Below are 12720 nucleotides of genomic sequence, written 5' to 3'. Positions count from 1 at the left end.
TGGCGCCCATTCCGGAGGAACTGAAAATGAAAATGGTGACAGCCATCATCAAGCCCTTCAAGCTCGACGAAGTGCGCGAAGCGCTCTCCGACATCGGCGTGCAAGGCATCACGGTGACCGAAGTCAAGGGCTTTGGCCGCCAAAAGGGCCACACCGAGCTGTACCGCGGTGCAGAGTACGTGGTGGACTTTCTTCCCAAGGTCAAGATCGAGGCCGCCGTGGCCGACGACCTGGTGGACCGCGTGATCGAGTCCATCGAGACCGCAGCGCGCACCGGCAAGATCGGTGACGGCAAGATTTTCGTGACCCACCTGGAGCAGGTGGTGCGCATCCGCACTGGCGAAACCGGCAAGGAAGCCCTGTAAGGGCGAGGCCGCATCCCATCCAAGAAGAGAAACGCCATGAAAAAACTGCTTGCTTCCTTCATTCTGGGGCTGAGTCTGCTATCCGGCGGATCGGCTGTCCTCGCCCAGGCGCCCGCCACGGCAGAGGCCTCGGCACCCGCTGCGGCTGCACCAGCGGCTGAAGCCCCTGCTGCCTCTGCCGCAGCGGCTGCACCGGCTGCTGCTGCCGCCGCTGCGCCTGCAGCGCCCGCCGCAGAAGCGCCTGCTCCTGTCCCCAACAAGGGTGACACCGCGTGGATGATGACTTCCACCATCCTCGTGATCCTGATGGTCTTGCCTGGCCTGGCGCTGTTCTACGGCGGCCTGGTGCGCAGCAAGAACATGCTGTCGGTGCTGATGCAGGTGATGGTCACGTTCTCGCTGATCGTGGTGCTGTGGTTCATCTACGGCTACAGCCTGGCCTTCACCGAAGGCGGTGCCTTCATCGGTGGTTTCGACCGGCTGTTCATGAAGGGCATCTGGGACAACGCCGCAGGCACGTTTGCCAACGCTGCCACGTTCAGCAAGGGTGTCGTGATTCCGGAAGTGGTGTTTGCCGCCTTCCAGGCCACGTTCGCCGGCATCACCTGCGCCCTGATCGTCGGTGCGTTCGCAGAGCGCATCAAGTTCAGCGCCGTCATGCTGTTCATGGTCCTGTGGTTCACGTTCAGCTACCTGCCGATCGCCCACATGGTGTGGTTCTGGATGGGTCCTGATGCCTACGCCTCCAAGGAAGTGGCCGACGCCATGACCAGCAAGGCCGGCCAGATCTGGCAGTGGGGTGCTCTGGACTTCGCTGGCGGTACCGTGGTGCACATCAACGCCGCTGTGGCGGGCCTGGTGGGTGCGTTCATGGTGGGCAAGCGCATTGGTTACGGCAAGGAAGCCATGGCGCCTCACAGCCTGACGCTGACCATGGTCGGTGCCTCGCTGCTGTGGGTGGGCTGGTTCGGCTTCAACGCCGGCTCTGCCCTGGAAGCCAACGGTTTTGCAGCCCTGGCCTTCATCAACACGCTGGTGGCTACCGCTGCTGCCGTGCTGGCATGGTGCATGGGTGAAGCGCTGATGCGCGGCAAGGCTTCGATGCTGGGTGCAGCGTCGGGTGCTGTGGCGGGCCTGGTGGCCATTACGCCGGCTGCCGGCAACGTCGGTATCGGCGGTGCGCTGGTCATCGGTCTGGTGGGTGGTTTTGCCTGCCTGTGGGGTGTCAACGGCCTCAAGAAGCTGCTGGGTGCAGACGACTCGCTCGATGTGTTCGGCGTGCACGGCATCGGCGGTATCGTGGGTGCGCTGCTGACCGGCGTGTTCAACTCCCCCAGCCTGGGTGGCCCCGGCTTCGTGGCGGACTGGGTGACGGCGACCGGTGTGACGGCTGCTGACTACTCCATCGCTGCCCAGGTGTGGACACAGGCCAAGGCCGTGCTGCTGACCATCGTGTGGTCAGGCGTGGTGTCCTTCGTGGCCTACAAGGTGGTTGACCTGACGGTGGGCCTGCGTGTCTCGGAAGAAGACGAACGCGAAGGTCTGGACATCACCTCGCACGGCGAAACGGCGTACAACCGCTGATCGCTCTGCGCCCTACGCGCCGCGGTGTCTGGTGGCACCGTGACGTCGCAATAAGAACAAGCGAGTTACTCCTCTGGTTACTTCAGCCCGCCGACCACCGGCGGGCTTTTTTCGTACCGGTGGGTGACGCGTGTGGGACTGGCGCGCCAGGGGGCCAAAGGCCCCATGGCATCCGCCAGTCCTTTGCACGTCCGCTGTTCAAAAAATTCACGCCCCCTGCATGCCGTGCGGCGGACCGCTGCCGCTACGATGCACGGATGGACTTTTCCCTCGCCCCGATCACTGAGCGCGTGCGCGCTGCCGCCGCCGACCAGACCCCGTTGCGCATCCGTGGCGGGGGCACCAAGGACTTCCATGGCCTGGCGCTGCACGGCGAGGTGCTGGACACCCGGGTGCTGCGTGGCATCGTGAGCTACGAGCCCAGCGAGCTGGTCGTCACCGTGCGGGCCGGCACCCCGCTGGCCGAGCTGGAGGCCGCGCTCGCCGAGCAGGGCCAGTGCCTGCCTTTTGAACCCCCGCATTTCGCCAAGCCCCCTTCGGGCGCTGCCACCGTGGGCGGCATGGTGGCGGCCGGCCTGTCGGGTCCGGCGCGCGCCAGCGTGGGGGCGGTGCGTGACTATCTATTGGGCGTGACCCTGCTCAACGGCAAGGCCGAGCTGCTCACCTTCGGCGGCCAGGTCATGAAGAACGTGGCGGGCTATGACGTGGCGCGCCTCATGGCCGGTGCCTGGGGCACGCTGGGCCTGCTGACCGAAGTGAGCCTCAAGGTGCTGCCCGTGGCGCCCGGCGAGGCCACGCTCCGGTTCGAGGGCATCAACCAGGTCGATGCGTTGCGCAAGCTGCACGCCTGGGGCGGCCAGCCGCTACCCCTCAACGCCAGCTGTTGGGTGCAGGACGAAGGCGCAGGCACCCTGTATGTGCGCCTGCGCGGCGCCGTGGCGGCGGTGGAGGCCGCGTGCAAAACCATGGGTGGCACGCGCATGGACAACGCCACCGTGGCCGCTGACTGGACCGCCTGCCGCGAGCAGACCCTGCCGTGGTTCACCGACCGGGCCACGCGCCCCGACCACGCCCTGTGGCGCCTGTCGGTGCCCGCCACCGCGCCGGTGCTGGCTTTGCCCGGCGGCGTGCAGCCCCTGGTGGAATGGCATGGGGCGTTGCGCTGGGTGCAGGCCCCCGAGTCCGCCGGCGACGCGCTGCGCGAAGCCGCCCGGGCAGTGGGTGGGGGTGCTTCTCTTTTTGTAGCTGCCGAGGCAAATAAATCCGGCGCTAGCGGTGCTTTTGACTTGCAATCCAAGGCGCTGGAGCAAATCCACGCCCGCCTCAAGCACAGCTTTGACCCTGCCGGCATCTTCAACCCCGGCCGCATGGCGCGGGCCTGGTAGGCAAGCCAACCCCCCCTCACAGCCACCACCGCCACCCTGGCCATGCGACGCCTTTTTCACCTCACCGGACACCACCGCACGGTTGCGAGCAACCAGGTGCTGGGCCTGCTGCTGGCGTTCAACGCCGGGGCGGTGAATGCCGGGGGGTTTCTGGTGGTGCACCTCTACACCTCGCACATGACGGGTTTCCTGTCGTCGCTGGCCGACAACCTGGTGCTGGGGCAGATGAAGCTGGTGCTGGGCGCCGTGGGCGCGCTCTGGGCCTTCATGTCGGGGGCGGGCACCACGGCCATCATGGTCAACTGGGCGCGCCAGCGCAGGCTGCGCAGCACCTACGCGCTGCCGCTGCTGCTGGAGTCCGTGCTCATGCTGCTGTTTGGCCTGGTGGGCGCCATCACCCTCAGCTGGCCCACGCCTTTTGCGGTGCCACTCACGGTGCTGCTGCTGTCCTTCATCATGGGCCTGCAGAACGCCACGGTGACCAAGATGTCCTCGTCCCAGATCCGCACCACCCACATGACGGGCGTGGTGACCGACCTGGGCATCGAGATGGGCAAGATGCTCTACTGGAATCGCACGGGCACTGCGCCCGAATCGCAGGTGCGTGCCAACCAGGCCCGGCTGCGGCTGTTTGCCGGGCTGGTGGGCATGTTTCTGGTGGGCGGCATTGCGGGGGCTGCGGGCTTTAAGCACGTGGGCTTTGTGTTTGTGGTGCCGCTGGCGCTGGTGCTGCTGGCCTTGTCGTTGCCACCGCTGTGGGCCGACCGCGCCAGGCTGCGCCGCCCCTTGCGCAAGCCCTCGGCGCCCGCCGCGCCGGGCGACCCCAGCCTGGCCCCGCCGGCGGGCCCACCGGCCGCGCGCTGACCAACCTCCGCCGAAATTTTTGTCTCTTCGCCCAGGCTGCACCCCATGCAAACCCAGCTCTCCCCCGAATACCGCGCCCGCGCCGATGGCCTGGAGGCCGAATCCATCCTGCGCAAATGTGTGCACTGCGGCTTTTGTACCGCCACCTGCCCCACCTACCAGCTGCTGGGTGACGAGCTGGATGGCCCGCGCGGCCGCATCTACCTCATCAAGCAGGTGCTCGAAGGCGCCGAGCCCACGCGCAAGACCCAGATGCACCTGGACCGGTGCCTCACCTGCCGCAACTGCGAAAGCACCTGCCCGAGCGGCGTGCAATACGGCCACCTGGTGGACATCGGTCGCAAGATCGTCGATGAAAAAGTGCCCCGCCCCGTGGGCGAAAAAGCCCTGCGTTGGGCGCTGAAGGAGGGCCTGCCTTCGCCGCTGTTCGCCCCTGCCATGAAGGCAGGGCAAATGGTGCGCGGCCTGCTGCCCAAGGCGCTGAAGGCCAAGGTGCCCGCACCGCAGGACGCCGGCGCCTGGCCCACGCGTGAACATGCGCGCAAGGTGCTCATGCTGGCGGGCTGCGTGCAACCGGCCATGATGCCGAACATCAACACGGCCACCGCCCGCGTGCTCGACGCGGTAGGCATCCAGACCGTGATCGCATCCAAGGCGGGCTGCTGCGGCGCCGTCAAATTCCACCTCAACGACCAGGCTGGCGGCATGGCAGAGATGCGCGCCAACATCGACGCCTGGTGGCCGCTGGTGGACGCAGGTGGGGTCGAGGCCATCGTCATGAACGCCTCGGGCTGCGGCGTCACCGTCAAGGAATACGGCCACATCCTGAAGGACGATGCGGCATACGCGACCAAGGCCGAGCGCATCAGCGCCCTCACGCGCGACCTGTCGGAGCTGCTGCCCGCCGTGCTGCCCGAGCTGGCCGCCAAGCTGCAGGGCCGTGTGAACCAGCCGGACACCCTGTACGCCTACCACCCTCCTTGCACGCTCCAGCACGGTCAGAAGCTGCGCGGCGGGGTGGAGGTGCACCTGAACCAGCTGGGCTTCAAGCTGCGCACCGCACGCAACGATGCCCACCTGTGCTGTGGCTCGGCAGGCACCTATTCGGTGCTCAACCCCGACCTGTCCTACCAGCTGCGCGACCGCAAGCTCGGCGTGCTCGGCGAGGCCTTCGGCAACCAGCCGCCCGACATGATCCTGTCGGCCAACATCGGCTGCATCACCCATCTGCAAAGCGGCACGGGGACGCCTGTGCGGCACTGGGTGGAGGTGCTGGACGAGGCGCTGCGCACGGGTTGAGGGCGCGTTGGGCGGGATGCCGAACCCTCCCGGCGTGCGCAGGAATCCGGCCCATTTGGTGCCTGTAGCCCCGAGGCTGGCATGATCGAGGGTTTTGTCGCCTCTCATTTGCCCCCGAACTGCACCGCCATGACCGACTCCGTGTCCGCACAAGAACAACCCCAAACCGCACCCGTAGCGCCTGCCGCTCCCCAGGCAGCGCCTGTGCCGACCGAGGCTGCTGCGGTCGCTGTGGCGGCCTCTGAACCTGCTGCGTTGGCCGAAGCCGGCGCGCCCCAGCGGCGCCAGGACGGCTCGCGTCGGAGTGGCCGCAACCGCCGCAAACCCGAAGGGCGCCAGGCGCCGCAGGGCCGTGCAAGCGCCGACGGTGCGGCAGACGCTGCAGCGCCCGCAGGTGGCCCGGGCGCAGGCACGCGCGCGCCGCAGCGCGTGCACCCCGCGCTGGAGCAGCTGGCAGGGCTCTACCCCCACCTGTTTGGCGCCGTGTTCCGTCCGCTCAAGCGCGGCATCTTCCAGGACATCCTGGCGGCCCACCCCGAACTGTTCGAGCGCGAGGCGCTCAAGGTGGCGCTGGGCCTGCACACCCGCTCCACGCGCTATCTGCAAAGCGTGGCGGCAGGCGATAAGCGCCACGACCTGCAGGGCCAGCCTGTGGAAGACATGGCCCCCGAGCATGTGCACCATGCGCTGCTGGAGGTCTACCGCCGCAAGAAGGCGCGTGCCACCGAAGACCTGCTGCCCAAGCTGCGCAACCGCATGATGGCTGCGTTCGAGGCCTCGGGCCTCACGCGCGAGGCATATACCCAACTGGTGTTGAGCCGCGACGAAGCCGCCAACGCCATCCTCGAAGAAGCCTTTGCCGAATGGTCGGCCCGCAACGCCAAGGATGAAGCCCTGCTGCGCGCCTTTGAGGCCAGCGGCCAGACCCTGGACGCCTTTGCCGATATGTACGGCATGGTGCCGCGCACGGTGGGGCAGCAGCTGGAGCGCGCCCGCCGGCGGGCGGCTGCTGCAGCGGCTGCGGTATCTGCTGCTCCCGCCGTGGAGCCTGGCGAATCCGCCGCCGCAGCCTGACCGGCCCGAGCTGAGCTGAGCTGAGCTGAGCTGAGCTGAGCTGAGCTGAGCTGAGCTGAGCTGAGCTGAGCTGAGCTGAGCGGGGGGCGGCGCAACGCTCCCTCTGCCCTCGCTGGTCATGGCGTGCTGGCAGCGGCTTCCGTCATCTTCTCGTCGGCCGAGATGGGGCCCTGCGGCGTGGCTCCGTCTGCGTCGGCGCGTGTCACGGCTTGTTGCAACGCTGCAGACAGGCTACTGACACTATGTTGTCAGCAGCCGGGCTGCACCATGCCGGGCCTGACGCAGAGAGGAGCTTGACCATGACAACAACCCCTACCATGACCCCGGTTGCCGCGTTTCATGTCACTGGACTGACGGTACGCACCCGCAACCGCGACGAGATGGACCCCGCCACCGCCCGCATTGGAGGTCTCTGGGACCGCTTTTTCAGCCAGAGCTGGGAGCGCAACCTGCCCGGCCGTGGTGAGGATGGCCGCATCTTCGGCGTCTACAGCGGCTACGAATCCGACGAACATGGCGCCTTTGATGTCACCGCTGGCGTGGCCGTGCCACCGCCCGTCACCTCGGTGCCAGGGGCTGTGCAGATCGCGGTGCAGGCGGGCGACTATCTGGTGTTCCACGGCCACGGCACAATGCCGCAGATGGTGATCGATGCCTGGGGCGAGGTCTGGCGCTACTTTGCGGCCCACCCGCAAGTGCCACGGCGCTTTGGCACCGATTTCGAGCTGTATGAAGGCCCGGACCGCGTGGCCATCCATATCGGCATCGCCCCCAGTGCGCCCCGCGCATGACCTGAACGAACCAGGAGCCTCCATGAACACATCTTCTGCCGCCCTGACGTTCTACACCCACCCCATGTCCCGAGGCCGTACCGCGCGCTGGATGCTGGAAGAGTGTGGTGTGCCCTACGACACCGTGCTGCTTGAATACGGCACCACCATGAAGGCTCCCGACTACCTGGCCATCAACCCCATGGGCAAGGTGCCTGCACTGCGGCACGGACAGGTGGTGGTTACCGAGGTGGCGGCCATCTGCGCCTACTTGGCCGACCTGTTCCCAGACAAATCGTTGGCGCCCCCTGTGGGCACGCCTGCACGCGCTGCGTATTACCGCTGGCTGTTCTTTTGCGCCGGCCCGCTGGAGAGCGCCGCCACTGCCAAGGCGCTGAACCTGCTGGCACCCGCCGAACGGGCGGCCATGGTGGGCTACGGCAGCTACGCCGATGTGATGAACACCCTGGAGCAAGCCGTGCGCCAGGGCCCGCATCTGTGCGGCGACCACTTCACGGCCTTGGACCTGTATGTGGGCGCGCACCTGATCTGGGGCATGCAGTTCGGCACCATCGAACGCCGCCCCGCGTTCGAGCAGTTTGTGCAGCCGTTCAGGCAGCGCTCCGCGTTTGTGCGCGCCTCCCAGATCGACGACGCGCTGGCGCAGCAGAGCAAAGGCCATGGCTGAGTTCTGCGTCCTGACACTGCCCATCTGGTCGGCTGCAGCTCGCCCCGGGGGGCACGTTCATGCGCCGCGCTGACCGCCTGTTCCAGATCGTCCAGCTCATCCGGGGGCGGCGCCTGTCCACCGCCGCCTTCCTGGCCGAGCGGCTTGAAGTCTCGGCCCGCACCATCTACCGCGACGTGGCGGACCTCCAGCACCAGGGCGTGCCCATTGAGGGCGAAGCCGGTGTGGGCTACCGCCTGGGCGCGGGCTTCGATCTGCCGCCGCTGATGTTCAGCCAGGGTGAAGCCAATGCGCTGGTAGCTGCCGCCCGTCTGGCCCAGACCTGGCTGGATGCCGGGCTGGCCCGAGAGGTGGAAGGCGCCCTGGGCAAGATCCTGTCCGTGCTGCCCCCCGCCGCGCGCGTGGCGGCCGAGGCCCAGGCCCTGTATGCCCCGCCCGTCGGTTTGGACCCGCGCGCCCAGGCCACCCTGCAAGCCCTGCGCGAGGCAGTGCACAGCCGCCACGTGGTGCAGGTGGACTACGCCGACGTCAACGGCCGCCCCAGCCTGCGCCGCCTGCGCCCGCTGGGCTGCTTTTACTGGGGCAAGGTCTGGACGCTGTCGGCCTGGTGCGAGCTGCGCAATGACTTTCGGGGTTTTCGCATCGACCGCATTTCTTCCATCACCGTGCTGGACGAGCAGTTCCGGCAGGAGCCCGGCAAGACCCTGGCGGACTTGCTGCGCAAGGTGGAGGGGGAGATGGAGGGGCGAGCGGTGGAGGGGGCGGCTGCGCCGGGGCCGCGCTAAATTTCTGAGGGAGTGATGAAGTGGCGGAAGACAGGGCTGGACTCACTGCGGATCTTCACGGTCTCAATGCGCCAACCGCAGCTACCTGAATGCACCAGCCTCCGGACAGGTTTGTTTTGGAGTCCTCATCACCCAGCAACTTGCACTACGCCAACGTCGTTCTGGCATGTTTGTGGTCATCTGTCCAGTTCGGTTACTGAGGTGACTGAAGTCCCCGCAAATCCAGCTTCCCAGAACCCTCCTGTTGAACACTCTCATGCGTGAAGCCGCGCCGCAAGGCCATCGAGTACGCATGTCGGTCGACATGTCTTACAAATGAATTCGATTAAAGCGACTCAAACAGACTGCTTTAATCATTTGGATTGGATATTGGGCTGACCGTACGGCCACCAACCCCACCTACGGCGCTGTCCCCTTTGCATTGAAAGGCAAGAGAAGTCCGCGCGACAAGTGCTCTGCTCACGCGCAATCACTAGCCTGTGTCAGCGCCCCTGCGATGCCCCTTGAAGAAGCTGGTCTGGGTTAGGTGTCCATCCGCCGCAGCATCAGCAGGCCGGTGATCGCCAGCAAGCACGCGAGGAGAGCCAGCTTAGTGGCACCGACTGTGGGAACCGCCGCAACCGGTGATGCTGCTGGGCCGCCCTGGTCCACGATGTCTGTCGTCGCGTCCCAGTCGTCATCGCCCAGCGCATTGTCTGCGAGCGTCAGCGTGTAGACCGCGCTGGCGGGGTTCGGCGCTGCCACGAACTTGTACCACGTCGAGGGCGCCCCCTTTTGCTGCGGGCCGTACTTCCAGTAGGCCGAGGCGGGCGGCAGCACCGAGGGGTACGTGATCGTTAAGGTCACCGAGCCCGTTCAGCCTCGCAGCGTAAAGGAGAACAGGCCGTGGGGGAACTGCAGCGGCACAGGGGTGCCGACGCCGCTCGCGTTGATGAACGCGGCGTCGCCGAGGAACGTGCACGCCAAGCCACCGCCGGTGATTTGGGCGGTTGCGGTGCCTGTTCCAGTCGCGGTCGGGCTGGAAAAGCGGGTCACGCTGGCGATCGTCAGGGTGAACGTCTGGCTCGCGCCGTTAGTGGCAGTGATTGCCAGGGTGTAGACGCCACCCAGGCCGTACGCGGCTGTCCCGGAGAGGGTCGCCGTGCCATTGCCGTTATCGACCAGCGTGATGCCCGGTGGCAGCGGGCTCGCCGTGCTGATTGCCGCGATCGGGGTACCGGACGTCGTGACGGTGAAGGTGCCAGCTGTTCCCACGGTGAACGTCGTCGCGTTGGCCGAGGTGATCGCGGGCGCCGGGTTCACGAGCAAGGTGAAGTTTTGGTTCGCATTCGGCAGCACGCCGCTATTTGCGGTGATGGTGAGCGGGTAGGTCCCGGCCATCCCCGCCGCTGGCGTGCCGGCGAGCATCGCTGTGCCATTGCCGTTATCGACCAGCGTGATGCCCGATGGCAGCGGGCTCGCCGTGCTGATTGCCGCGGTGGAGGTACCGGAGGTCGTGATGGTGAACGCGCCGGCCGTTCCCACGGTGAAAGTCGTCGCGTTGGCCGATGTGATCGCTGGCGCCTGATTCACGCTCAAGGTAAAGCTCTGGTCCGCATTGGGCGACACGCCGCTGCTTGCGGTGACGGTGAGCGGGTAGGTCCCGGCCGTTCCCGACGCTGGTGTGCCAGAGAGCGTCGCCGTGCCATTGCCGTTATCGACCAGCGTGATGCCCGCTGGCAGCGTGCTCGCCGTGGTGATGGCGGCGATCTGGGCGCTGGAGGTTGTGACGGAGAAGGTGCTGGCTGCTCCCACGGTGAACGTTGTCACGTTGGCAGAGGTGATGGTCGGCGGAGCGGCCACACTGCAGACGCTGGGCGTACCGACGCAGGTGTAGCCGACTTCGACCTGACCGATGCTGCTACAGCCGTCATTGTTGTTCGTATTGCCGTCGTCACAGCTCTCGTAGCCCGAGATCACACCATCGCCGGAGGTCGAAGCGCCACTTTGTCCCGTGGCGAGGCGATAGGTCCAAGTGACGGGGCTGGAAGGTGCGGCGAAGTCCCACTGCGCCGCAATTCCGTTGTCTGTGGACGGGTCGACGTCGAGCGTGTTGTCCAGGGCGCCGCCCAACTCCATCAGTGCCCCTGGACGGTAGTAGCGTCCAGAAAAATAGGCGTTCCAAGCGCGGTTGCCTTGGATCAGCACGTCGTATTGACCGGATTTTTCTACGCCCACGACCGTGGGATTGGTGGTCGGCTGCCAGAAGGCGGAGCCGAAGTCTCCACCGGCCAGGTAGGTGTCGATCCAGTGGTAGATGCGGACGTTTTGGGTATTGCCGGCTGGCGGCACCAACGTCAATCGCACTTCGAAATATACGTTGGGAACGACGTAGCGAACGGTCTGTAAGAGACGAAACCCACCTGCTGCAACGGTGGTGACGGCCTGGTACGGGTCCGCGGCGGTGCCTTGCCCGGTCACCGGGGTTTGCGAAACGGGAGTCCAGGCCGTGGCTGTCCAAGCAATGTCGAGTTGTGGCCCATACACCGTGGACGATCCTGCGGGACCGACTGCCATGAAAAAACCGTTGTTGACGCCCTGCGGGCCGGTGGGCGTGTCGCCGTAATATTGCCCAGCCGCGGCGCGGACGACCTGGATACCTCCAAGATTGCCCAAGTGAATGCGCAGCCCATCCACAGCCGTCTGGCCGCCCGCCGCGTTGATCACCATCTGGGTCGGATCAAGAGGAAGAAACTGAGCCCACGCGGCGGAGGTTCCGAGCCACATCACCAGACCGACCCAGTACGCGACGATGGTGTTCCATGGGCGCCGCCGCTGCAAGGGACCGTGGTGTGCGCTTCCGAGCCGATTGATATTCGTCATGCCAATGCCTCGACAGTTATAGGGGGCTGAAGCGGAATGACACATACTGTAACCAAATCTGCGCCAAATTCCTGAGGCAACTCGCTGATACCACGCCCTTGAACGCCGAATGTGTCCCGCTATCGCTCCTCGCATCCAGGCGGAGATTGGATGATCGGAAAATTATCGAGGCGCGCCGAGTGTGGTGCTGCGTCCGCAGAGGCGCCAAGAATCACTCCTTGCTGGGTAAGCTCTTTCAGAGGTTTCCCAAAAAGAAGCTCGCCGGAAGGCAGCCTGCCAGACAAATCCTGAAAAGTTCGATCAACCGGGTCACTCCAGAATTGGTTGCCCGTGAACTGACAGGGGCGGGGCCAACGGGACAACCAGAGCTTGGAGGCCTGGCCTCAACCCGATGTCGGGGAGTCCCTTCTAACTGGAAAGCCTCGAATGTCAGCACTCCGAGGATTTCCGCGAGCAATGTGAATCCCAAGGCGCCATACGACCTATTTTTCCGATTCAATGAGGGCGCCAAGGGGGCGCCCTCTTAGCCTGCCAGCGCCGCCTCAATATCCCCCGCCAGCTTCTTCGGCGCGTCCTGTGGTGCATAGCGGCGGATCACGCGGCCGTCCTTGCCGACGAGGAACTTGGTGAAGTTCCATTTGATGGCCTTGCTGCCCAGCAGGCCTGGGGCTTCGGCGGTGAGCCACTGGTACAGGGGCGAGGCGTTGGCGCCGTTCACGTCGATCTTGGCCATCATGGGAAAGCTCACGCCGTAGTTGAGCTGGCAGAAGCTGGCGATCTCGTCGTTGCTGCCGGGGTCCTGGGCGCCGAACTGATTGCAGGGGAAGCCCAGCACGACGAGGCCTTTGTCTGCGTATTCCTTGTGCAGTTCTTCCAGCCCGCCGAACTGGGGCGTGAAGCCGCAGGCGCTGGCGGTGTTCACGATGAGCAATACCTTGCCGCGGTATTGCGACAGGGGCACGGCCTGGCCGTTCATCTGCAGGGCTTCAAAGTCGTAGATGCTGGTGGACATGCGGGTTCTCCGGGTGGGGATGACGGGCCATC

The 12720-nt window shown here is 65.9% G+C and carries 12 protein-coding genes; 9 read left to right on the top strand and 3 right to left on the bottom strand.

Annotated features, from left to right (window positions below; translation table 11 throughout):
* Positions 1 to 26: 26 nt before the first annotated feature.
* The 9 genes from glnK to ATF69_RS06440 all read left to right on the top strand — a co-directional run bounded on the left by glnK (position 27) and on the right by ATF69_RS06440 (position 8814).
* Complete coding sequence (gene glnK, locus ATF69_RS06480; RefSeq protein WP_015012094.1) at positions 27 to 365, top strand: P-II family nitrogen regulator; 339 nt, start codon at positions 27 to 29, stop codon at positions 363 to 365.
* Between the two features lie 36 nt (positions 366 to 401).
* Entirely contained in the window at positions 402 to 1949 is a 1548-nt protein-coding gene (gene amt, locus ATF69_RS06475; protein ID WP_146870250.1) for an ammonium transporter, read from the top strand.
* A 257-nt stretch (positions 1950 to 2206) separates the two neighbouring features.
* Complete coding sequence (glcE, locus tag ATF69_RS06470) at positions 2207 to 3334, top strand: glycolate oxidase subunit GlcE (protein WP_146870249.1); 1128 nt, start codon at positions 2207 to 2209, stop codon at positions 3332 to 3334.
* Between the two features lie 42 nt (positions 3335 to 3376).
* Complete coding sequence (locus ATF69_RS06465; protein ID WP_146870248.1) at positions 3377 to 4198, top strand: YoaK family protein; 822 nt, start codon at positions 3377 to 3379, stop codon at positions 4196 to 4198.
* A 45-nt stretch (positions 4199 to 4243) separates the two neighbouring features.
* Positions 4244 to 5497 (top strand): glycolate oxidase subunit GlcF, encoded by a 1254-nt coding sequence (glcF, locus tag ATF69_RS06460; RefSeq protein ID WP_146870247.1) that lies wholly within the window; start codon positions 4244 to 4246, stop codon positions 5495 to 5497.
* A gap of 129 nt (positions 5498 to 5626) precedes the next feature.
* Positions 5627 to 6571 carry a ProQ/FINO family protein gene (locus ATF69_RS06455; RefSeq protein WP_208758696.1) on the top strand — a complete coding sequence of 315 codons (945 nt, stop codon included), beginning with the start codon at positions 5627 to 5629 and terminating at the stop codon, positions 6569 to 6571.
* Between the two features lie 299 nt (positions 6572 to 6870).
* Complete coding sequence (locus ATF69_RS06450) at positions 6871 to 7362, top strand: GyrI-like domain-containing protein (protein WP_056742204.1); 492 nt, start codon at positions 6871 to 6873, stop codon at positions 7360 to 7362.
* Positions 7363 to 7384: 22 nt separating this feature from the next.
* Positions 7385 to 8029: a glutathione S-transferase family protein gene (locus ATF69_RS06445; protein ID WP_056057236.1), complete on the top strand. Its 645-nt coding sequence runs from the start codon at positions 7385 to 7387 to the stop codon at positions 8027 to 8029.
* A 59-nt stretch (positions 8030 to 8088) separates the two neighbouring features.
* A complete protein-coding gene (locus tag ATF69_RS06440) occupies positions 8089 to 8814 on the top strand; it encodes a helix-turn-helix transcriptional regulator (RefSeq protein ID WP_121941683.1) in 726 nt (241 codons plus the stop codon).
* A gap of 522 nt (positions 8815 to 9336) precedes the next feature.
* Here ATF69_RS06440 and ATF69_RS06435 read toward each other — a convergent pair.
* The 3 genes from ATF69_RS06435 to ATF69_RS06425 form a co-directional block, all read right to left on the bottom strand.
* The gene (locus tag ATF69_RS06435; RefSeq protein WP_146870245.1) at positions 9337 to 9660 is read right to left on the bottom strand and encodes a choice-of-anchor U domain-containing protein; all 324 of its coding nucleotides are present in this window, start codon (positions 9658 to 9660) and stop codon (positions 9337 to 9339) included.
* A gap of 9 nt (positions 9661 to 9669) precedes the next feature.
* Entirely contained in the window at positions 9670 to 11676 is a 2007-nt protein-coding gene (locus ATF69_RS06430; RefSeq protein ID WP_158641479.1) for a putative Ig domain-containing protein, read from the bottom strand.
* Positions 11677 to 12199: 523 nt separating this feature from the next.
* Entirely contained in the window at positions 12200 to 12688 is a 489-nt protein-coding gene (locus ATF69_RS06425; RefSeq protein WP_121941685.1) for a glutathione peroxidase, read from the bottom strand.
* Between the last annotated feature and the right edge of the window lie 32 nt (positions 12689 to 12720).

Source organism: Acidovorax delafieldii (assembly GCF_007993815.1).
Lineage (GTDB): Bacteria > Pseudomonadota > Gammaproteobacteria > Burkholderiales > Burkholderiaceae_C > Acidovorax > Acidovorax delafieldii.
Note: the sequence above shows the minus strand (reverse complement) of the source record. Positions and strands in the feature narration are given on the sequence as shown.

Excerpts from the sequence above, each read along its gene's own strand:
- glcF (WP_146870247.1), top strand. The coding sequence starts at position 4,244 with ATGCAAACCCAGCTCTCCCCCGAATACCGCGCCCGCGCCGATGGCCTG.
- ATF69_RS06440 (WP_121941683.1), top strand. The coding sequence starts at position 8,089 with ATGCGCCGCGCTGACCGCCTGTTCCAGATCGTCCAGCTCATCCGGGGG.
- amt (WP_146870250.1), top strand. The coding sequence starts at position 402 with ATGAAAAAACTGCTTGCTTCCTTCATTCTGGGGCTGAGTCTGCTATCC.
- ATF69_RS06455 (WP_208758696.1), top strand. The coding sequence starts at position 5,627 with ATGACCGACTCCGTGTCCGCACAAGAACAACCCCAAACCGCACCCGTA.
- ATF69_RS06450 (WP_056742204.1), top strand. The coding sequence starts at position 6,871 with ATGACAACAACCCCTACCATGACCCCGGTTGCCGCGTTTCATGTCACT.
- glnK (WP_015012094.1), top strand. The coding sequence starts at position 27 with ATGAAAATGGTGACAGCCATCATCAAGCCCTTCAAGCTCGACGAAGTG.
- ATF69_RS06430 (WP_158641479.1), bottom strand. The coding sequence starts at position 11,676 with ATGACGAATATCAATCGGCTCGGAAGCGCACACCACGGTCCCTTGCAG.
- ATF69_RS06425 (WP_121941685.1), bottom strand. The coding sequence starts at position 12,688 with ATGTCCACCAGCATCTACGACTTTGAAGCCCTGCAGATGAACGGCCAG.
- glcE (WP_146870249.1), top strand. The coding sequence starts at position 2,207 with ATGGACTTTTCCCTCGCCCCGATCACTGAGCGCGTGCGCGCTGCCGCC.
- ATF69_RS06445 (WP_056057236.1), top strand. The coding sequence starts at position 7,385 with ATGAACACATCTTCTGCCGCCCTGACGTTCTACACCCACCCCATGTCC.
- ATF69_RS06465 (WP_146870248.1), top strand. The coding sequence starts at position 3,377 with ATGCGACGCCTTTTTCACCTCACCGGACACCACCGCACGGTTGCGAGC.